The organism is Streptomyces sp. NPDC030296 (genome assembly GCF_055572815.1).
Genome location: NZ_JBVICQ010000011.1, coordinates 1 through 7,191 on the forward strand (window position 1 = coordinate 1; position 7,191 = coordinate 7,191).

A 7,191-nucleotide genomic window follows, 5' to 3' on the forward strand; every position below is an offset into this window, starting at 1 on the left:
AGGTCATCCAGACCGACAACGGCGCCGAGTTCCAGTCCGCCTTCCACTGGCACGTCCTCGACAAGGGCATCGCGCACACCTACATCAAGCCCCGCACCCCACGGCTGAATGGCAAGGTCGAACGCTCCCACCGCATCGACGCCGAGGAGTTCTACCGGCTCCTGGACGGCGTCATCATCGACGATGCCGAGGTCTTCAACGACAAACTGCGCGAGTGGGAGGACTACTACAACTACCATCGCCCCCACGGCGGCCTCGGCGACCAGACCCCCTACGAACGCCTCAAGCAGAAGACCACTACCCAGGCGTAATCGATGATCTTCAGCGGCACAGTGGCACGACTCGGGGTACGTCTTCACAACCCGTACCGGTCGCCAGGTCGAGCCTCGGAACGTCTACCGCTCCTTCACCCGCGTCGCCGAGTCCGCCGGCCTTCGCGTGATCCGGTTGCATGACGCCCGGCACGGTACGGCGACTCTCCTCACGGCTGCTGGAGTCGCGCCCCGCGTCGTGATGGAGATCCTCGGGCACAGTCAGATCAGCATCACCATGGACGTGTACACGCACGTCGTGCAGGACACCCAGCGCGAGGCGATCAGCCACACGGATCGGCTGCTCAAGCGGCGGCCGGTTGTGAGTGACCGTCCTCGTTGATGTCAGACGTGGATGTCAAAGGCCCCGGACCATGATCGGTCCGGGGCCTTTGCGCTGGTGCCCCCGGCAGGATTCGAACCTGCGACACCCGCTTTAGGAGAGCGGTGCTCTATCCCCTGAGCTACGAAGGCGGGGTGGCGTGGTGTGGTGCTTCGCCGCCGTCAGTGTAGCGGGTGGTGGTGGGGCGGTCGGATCTGTTTGGGGTTGGTAATTCGGTTCTCCGGGTCGGGGGGAGGGGCCTAGCATCGGCGCCGTTGTGTCGGATGGTGTTCGGGATTTCGGACGGGGTCTCGGGTGGGCGTCCGGATGGTTGTCGGAGCGCGGTTCTGTCCGGCGGGCGCCGCCCGTGTGGCAGGGCGCCGAGCAGAACGGATGTGATGCCGTTGAACGCGGTGATCGAGGCGCGCGGGTTGTCCAAGGTGTTTCATACGACCGTGCGCCGGCCAGGGCTCGGCGGGGCGCTCCGGTCGCTCGTCAGCCCGGAGCGCGTGGCCAAGGTCGCGGTGCGGGACGTCGACTTCCGTGTCGGGAAAGGGGAGTTGCTCGCACTCCTCGGGCCCAACGGGGCCGGCAAGTCCACCACGATCAAGATGCTCACCGGCATCCTCACCCCCACCTCCGGTGAGGCTCTCGTCGCCGGCGTCGTGCCGCACCGGGACCGGGAGCGCAACGCCCACAACATCGGCGCCGTCTTCGGGCAGCGGACCCAGCTGTGGTGGGACCTGCCCGCCCGGGAGTCGTTCGCGATCCTCCGCGACATCTACGGCGTCCCCGAAGACCGGTACCGGGAGCGCATCGACGAGTTCGACGGGCTGCTCGAACTCTCCGAGTTCTGGGACACCCGCGTCCGGCATCTGTCCCTCGGGCAGCGCGTCCGGTGCGATCTCGCCGCCTCGCTGCTGCACGACCCTCCCGTCGTCTTCCTCGACGAACCCACCATCGGCATGGACGTGGTCGTGAAGGAGCAGGTCCGGCGGTTCCTGCGGCACCAGGTCGAGGAACGGGAGCGGACCGTCCTGCTCACCACGCACGACATGACCGAGGTCGCCCGGCTCGCCGAGCGGGTCGTCCTCATCAACCACGGTCGCATCGTCCTCGACGGGCCGCTCCAGGAGATCCGGCGCCGCTTCGGCGGCACCTGGCAGATCCGCGCGACCCTCGCCGACCCCGCCGACGTCCAGGAGATCGAGCGCCAGGAGCGGTTCGGCAGCGGCGACGGCCCCGATGGTGGCGACGGTCAGCGCGACCTCTCCTCCCTGCCCGGCTTCGCCGGCATCGGCGTCCTGCGCCGCGAAGGGCCCCGCGTCGTGTTCGGGCCCGTCGGGGACGGCGCCCCCTCCGTGCACGAGGCCCTGAAGGTCGTCATCGGGCGCTTCCAGGTCACCGACCTGGCCCTGGAGGAGAACGACCTCGAGGACGTCATGCGCTCCGCCTACCTCAGTGAGGTCCCGGCGCAGGGCCTCCGGGAGGAAGAGGGACCGGCCCTTTCGGCCGCCTCCGCCTCCACCTCCGCCTCTACAGATACCTCTACCTCTACCTCTACCTCTGCCTCCACCTCCAGCTCCGTCTCCCGGGACGGCTGACTATGGTCCCCACGCCCTCTGCGGCTCCCGCACCCTCCCCGTCCCCAGCCCCCACCCCACCTCAAGCCCCGCCCGTCTCCAACCCGACGTCCACCGTCTCCCGTATCCGCCGTGTCGCCTCCATCACCCCCCGCGGTGAGTTCCTCGCCCCGCCTCGGATGACCGCCACCGCCGTACGGCTTCTCGTGCAGGTGTGTCTCGTCGTCTACCTGTGGCGCGGGCTCTACGCGAACACCCAGTCCAGCGCCGGGCTCGACGAGACCCAGGCCGTCGGGTACGCCGTACTCGCCGTGCTGGCGGGCCGGATCCGTGGGCTGGACCGGCGTGCCGGGCGCGACACCGTCATCCAGCATCTTCACTTCGGCACGATCGTCTACTGGTACCTGCGACCCATGCGGCCCCAGCGCTACTACGCGCTCCGCGCCCTCGGCGACCAGGTGTACGGCTTCGGCTGGGTGCTCGGCGGTTACGTGCTCTGCCTCGCCGCCGGGGTCGTCGCCCCGCCCGCCTCCGCCGAGGTCGCCGCGGTCTTCGTCGTGAGCATGCTGCTCGGTCAACTCGTCCTGTACTACGTGATGATGCTCGTCGACCTGCTGTGCTTCTGGACGCTGCGCAACGAGGCGGCCCTCCTCATCCTCGTCTTCGCCCAGAACCTGCTGTCCGGCGTGTACGCGCCGCTCTGGTACTTCCCGGACTGGTTCATCACCCTCAGCGCGTTCCTGCCGTTCCAGGCGACTCTCGGCGTGCCCCTCTCCATCTACGTCGGCCGTATCGGGGTCGGTGACGCGTTCGGGCAGATGGCGATCCAAGGGGTGTGGATCGTGCTGCTCGCCCTGCTCACCCGCCGGCTGTGGGACATGGCCGGCCGCCGTGTCGTGGCCCAAGGAGGATGACGAGGATGACCATGACCGCACCGTCCACCAGCGCGGGTCCCGCCGCGTCCGTGAGGGGGGTCCGTGCCGCCCGTGTCGTCTGGCGGATCACCAAGCTCAACTTCAAGGCGCGGCTGGAGTACCGGGGCGAGTTCCTGATGGGGGTCGCCATCGGGGCGATCTGGCAGGTCTCGATCATCGTCTTCGCCTCGGTGCTGCTCACCCGGTTCCCCGGGCTCGGCGGCTGGTCCAGCTCCGACGTCCTGCTGATCGCGAGCATGCGGATGCTCGCCCACGGGCTGTACGTGCTGTTCCTCGGCCGGATCCAGTACATGAACGTCCTCGTCCAGGAGGGGATCGTCGACCCCTGCCTGATCCGGCCCATGCCGGTGTACCGGCAGGTCCAGCTCGCCTTCTTCCCCGTCAACGCCATCGGTGACCTGGTCGTCGCGGTCGGGCTGTTCGCCGCCGCGCTCCAGCGGAGCTCGCTGGACTGGACGGCGGGGCGGATCACGTACGTCGTGGCGGGGGTTCTCGGCGGGATGCTCGTCGAGGCCGCGCTGTTCACGGCGCTGGCCGCGGCCGCGTTCCACTTCCCGGCGACCTCGTACTGGGGCCAGTGGCTGGAGGAGCTGATGGGCACCTTCGGCAGCTACCCGCTGAGCATCCTGCCGAAGGTCGCCTCCGCCGCGTTCACCTTCGTCGTGCCCCTCGCCTTCATCGCCTACTTCCCGGCCGGGGTACTGACCGGCCACGGCGGTGACATGGGCGTACCACGGGCGCTCGCGGTGGCCGCGCCGTTCGTCGGCCTCGTCGCCTTCGTCCTGTCCCGGCTGCTGTGGAACTGGAGCCTCAGCCGCTACACGGGCGTCAACGGGTAGGACGTTCGTCAGGCGGTGGGCGGCAAGGCGGTGGGGTTAGGGGTGGGCGGCCAGGGGATGGGCGGCGCGGCTACGGCAGTCGCGTCGCCAACCCGTCCAGTACGCGCTCCAACCCGTACTGGAACCCCTCCTCCCGCGCGGTCCGCGGGTCCGCGCCGCGCTGTTCGGCGTAGCCCTCCCTCAGCAGCGGATAGTCCTGGGCGGCCTCCTCGGCGGCCGGCCACAGGCGTTCGACCAGGGTCTGCTCGTCCTGGCCGCTGCGGGCGAGGACGGTGAGCCAGGCGGCCTCGCTCGTGGCCATTCCGGTGACGTACGCGACGAGCGTGCCGAGGGCACGGTCCGCCTCGTCGGCCGGGAAACCGGCGGTGGTCAGCAGTTTCAGCATGGCCTCGGAGACGCGCATCCAGTTGGGGCCGAGGTACGACATGCCCATCTCGCCGAGCACGGAGGCGAGCCAGGGGTGGCGCAGGATCGTCGCGCGCAGACTGTGGGCGCACCGGGCCGTATCCGTGCGCCAGGTGGCGGGGTCGGGGGAGGCGGTGACCTCGATCTCGCCGTAGACCTCGTCGACGGCCAGCTCGATCAGCTCGTCCTTGTTGGCGACGTGGCGGTAGAGCGAGGTGGCGCCCGCGCTCAGCCGGCCGCCGAGCTTGCGCATGCTGAGGGCGTCGATGCCCTCCTCGTCGAGCAGCCGCAGCGCCTCGGACACGATGTGCTCCCTGCTCAGCGCGGGCTGCTCCCGGCCGGTCCTGGGGCGGGTCCACACCGACTGGAAGCCCTGCTGCTCGGCTGGCATCGCCGGTTCCTCTCGTGTCGACGGCTGGTGGCGGCCACCGTAGCGCACGGCATTCGCAGGGTGCGTACGGGTGAGGGGGCGGGCGCACGGTGTTCGCACACCCCTCGCGCGGGCGGCGCCGCGTGCCGTCCTACGTACGCGGTACGTACGCGCGCACGACGGACCGCCGGTGCGCGCCGGGCGCCCGCCCGCCGGGGAGACGCCCGTACGTCGGAGACCCGCCCGTGCGCGTCAGACGCCGGGCACCCGGCGGAACATGCCTGCCACCCTTAGCTCGCTCTCGATCCGGTGCACCGTCGCCCGCAGTTCCGGCAGGATCTCATCCACGCACTGCTCCACCGACCGTCGGCTGCTGTGCATCGCGACGTTGACGGCGGCCGTGACGCGGCCGTCGCGGTCGTGGACGGGGACGGCGATGGAGCGCAGGCCCTCCTCCAGTTCGCCGTCGACGAGGGCGTAGCCGTCGGTGCGGACGCGTTCGAGGACGGCGAGGAGCTCCCGGGGGTCCGTGACGGAACGCGGGGTCAGCGGGATGAGGCGTTCGGGGAGGGACACCTCCGGGAGCAGCCCGGCGAGCATCACGCGGCCCAGGGACGTGGCGTACGCGGGGAACCGTGTGCCGAGGGTGATGTTGACGCTCATGATCCGGCTGGTGGCGACCCGCGCCGTGTACTGCACCTCGTCCCCGCCCGCGGTGAGGATCGCGAGGGACGCCGATTCGTGCACCCTCGCGGAGAGTTCCGCCAGGTGCGGGGCGGCGATCCGGGGGAGCGGCAGCATCGACAGGGGCGGGAAGCCGAGGCCCAGGACGCGCGGGGTCAGGCGGAAGACACGGTCGGACGACTCGACGTACCCGAGGTGTTCGAGGGTGATCAGTGCCCGGCGGGCCGTCGCGCGGGCGAGGCCGGTGGCCCGGGCGACGTCGGTGAGGGTGAGGTCGGCGCGGCCTTCGCCGAACGAGGTCACGACCGTCAGACCACGCGCCAGCGACTCGATGAACTCCCGGCCCAGTTCCTGCTTGGACGCGCCCGTCCACGCGGCGAGACCGAGACCGAGACCGGACGGGGCCGGGGTCGAGGACGGGGCCGGGGCCGGGGAGGCGGCGTCCGGGGCGGCGGGCTCGTGCGGGGCACCTGCCAGCTCCTCCTCCATGCGCGCCACGGTCGCCCGCAGCCGCGGCAGCAGCGTCGAGCGCAGGGAGTCGGTGGTGTGCCGGCTGGTGTGGCTGACGACGCTGGCCACGCACGCGACACGGCCCGTACGGGGGTCCCGTACGGGTACGGACACCGCGACCAGCCCCGGCTCGATCAACTGGTCGTCCAACGCCCAGCCCTGGGCCGCCGCCGACTCCGTACGGGCCTCGAAGTCGTCGTACGCGCCCTCGCGCGGCGGCACGGCCGGGAAGCCGCGGCCCTCCGGGTCGGCCTCGCGGCGGGCGCGCCAGCGGGCCCAGTCCGCGGGCCCCCACTCCGTGGCGAACAGGGGGCCGGGGGCGGTGCGTTCTGCGGGGAGGAGGTCGCCGATGCGGAAGCTGAGGGACATCGCGCGGCGGCGGGTCGCCTGGTGGATGAAACGGACGCCGTCCCGGTCGGCGACCGCGAGCGACACGGACTCGTCCAACTCGTCGGCGAGGGCGTCCGCGTGGGCGTCGAGGAGACGGGGGAGGCGGATCGAGGCGAGGTAGGCGTTGCCCAGTTCCATCAGCCGGGGGGCGAGGACCGCGTCGCGGCCGTCCAGGCGTACGTAGCCCATCCGGGCCAGGGTCGCGGTGATGCGGTCGACCGTGGAGCGCGCGAGGCCGGTCGCCTTCTCCAGGGCGCTGAGGCTCAACACGCCGTCCGCCTCGGTGAGCCGCCGCAGCACGCTGATGCCCCGCATGAGGGGGGCGACGGCCTCGGGGGGTGTGGGGCGAGCGGGGGGCGCGGGGGGTGTGGGGCCGACGGGAGAGACGGAGCGGCGGCGGCCTCCGTTTCCGCCTCCGCCTCCGTCTCCGTCTCGGTCTCCGGGGAGGGGGCCGACTCCGTCTCGGGTGACGGGGCCGTGGCCGGAGTCGAAGCCGGGGCCGTGGCCGGGACCTGGGGCGAGGCCGGGGCCGGGATCGGCATCACTCGGGACGTTCGGGCGCATGGGGCCACGGTAATGCGGGGTGGCTGCGCCGCTCGGCAGGGTGCCCGGTCGTTGGGGCCGGGCGCCTATGAGCTCGGGGGTGCGCGTACTCGGGCGCCTGCGGGAGCGTCGGGGCCGTTCGCACATTTCCCCGCGCCCCTGAAAGCCAGGGGCTACGCCCCGGCTTTCCCCGCCCGCAGTCGCCCGCCCGCAGTCGCCCGCCCGCAGTCGCCCGCCCGCAGTCGCCCGCCCGCAGTCGCCCGCCCGCAGTCGCCCGCCCGCAGTCGCCCGCCCGCAGT

Annotated in this window: 6 protein-coding genes, 1 tRNA gene and 1 pseudogene; 5 read left to right on the forward strand and 3 right to left on the reverse strand. The window is 71.6% G+C overall.

Annotated features, from left to right (window positions below; genetic code table 11):
* A partial coding sequence (locus ACZ4Z3_RS29125) for an integrase core domain-containing protein (RefSeq protein WP_468503821.1) occupies positions 1 to 311 on the forward strand: 311 nt, incomplete at its 5' end.
* 19 nt (positions 312 to 330) lie between these two features.
* Positions 331 to 654: pseudogene (locus ACZ4Z3_RS29130) on the forward strand (tyrosine-type recombinase/integrase); the annotation flags it as partial.
* 55 nt (positions 655 to 709) lie between these two features.
* Here the strand turns inward: ACZ4Z3_RS29130 and ACZ4Z3_RS29135 are convergent.
* Positions 710 to 785 (reverse strand) — tRNA-Arg (locus ACZ4Z3_RS29135).
* 246 nt (positions 786 to 1,031) lie between these two features.
* On the opposite strand from ACZ4Z3_RS29135, the gene ACZ4Z3_RS29140 reads away from it, so the two are divergent.
* The 3 genes from ACZ4Z3_RS29140 to ACZ4Z3_RS29150 all read left to right on the forward strand — a co-directional run bounded on the left by ACZ4Z3_RS29140 (position 1,032) and on the right by ACZ4Z3_RS29150 (position 3,990).
* On the forward strand, positions 1,032 to 2,237 hold the full coding sequence (locus ACZ4Z3_RS29140) for an ABC transporter ATP-binding protein (RefSeq protein WP_468503822.1): 1,206 nt from the start codon (positions 1,032 to 1,034) through the stop codon (positions 2,235 to 2,237).
* A gap of 158 nt (positions 2,238 to 2,395) precedes the next feature.
* On the forward strand, positions 2,396 to 3,130 hold the full coding sequence (locus ACZ4Z3_RS29145; RefSeq protein ID WP_468503823.1) for an ABC transporter permease: 735 nt from the start codon (positions 2,396 to 2,398) through the stop codon (positions 3,128 to 3,130).
* Between the two features lie 11 nt (positions 3,131 to 3,141).
* Positions 3,142 to 3,990, forward strand: coding sequence for an ABC transporter permease (locus tag ACZ4Z3_RS29150; protein ID WP_468504032.1), 849 nt, complete (start codon positions 3,142 to 3,144; stop codon positions 3,988 to 3,990).
* A 70-nt stretch (positions 3,991 to 4,060) separates the two neighbouring features.
* Here ACZ4Z3_RS29150 and ACZ4Z3_RS29155 read toward each other — a convergent pair whose 3' ends face one another.
* Together ACZ4Z3_RS29155 and ACZ4Z3_RS29160 are read right to left on the reverse strand one after the other, a co-directional pair.
* Complete coding sequence (locus ACZ4Z3_RS29155) at positions 4,061 to 4,786, reverse strand: TetR/AcrR family transcriptional regulator (RefSeq protein ID WP_468503824.1); 726 nt, start codon at positions 4,784 to 4,786, stop codon at positions 4,061 to 4,063.
* 231 nt (positions 4,787 to 5,017) lie between these two features.
* Positions 5,018 to 6,664: an IclR family transcriptional regulator domain-containing protein gene (locus ACZ4Z3_RS29160; protein ID WP_468503825.1), complete on the reverse strand. Its 1,647-nt coding sequence runs from the start codon at positions 6,662 to 6,664 to the stop codon at positions 5,018 to 5,020.
* Positions 6,665 to 7,191: the final 527 nt, after the last annotated feature.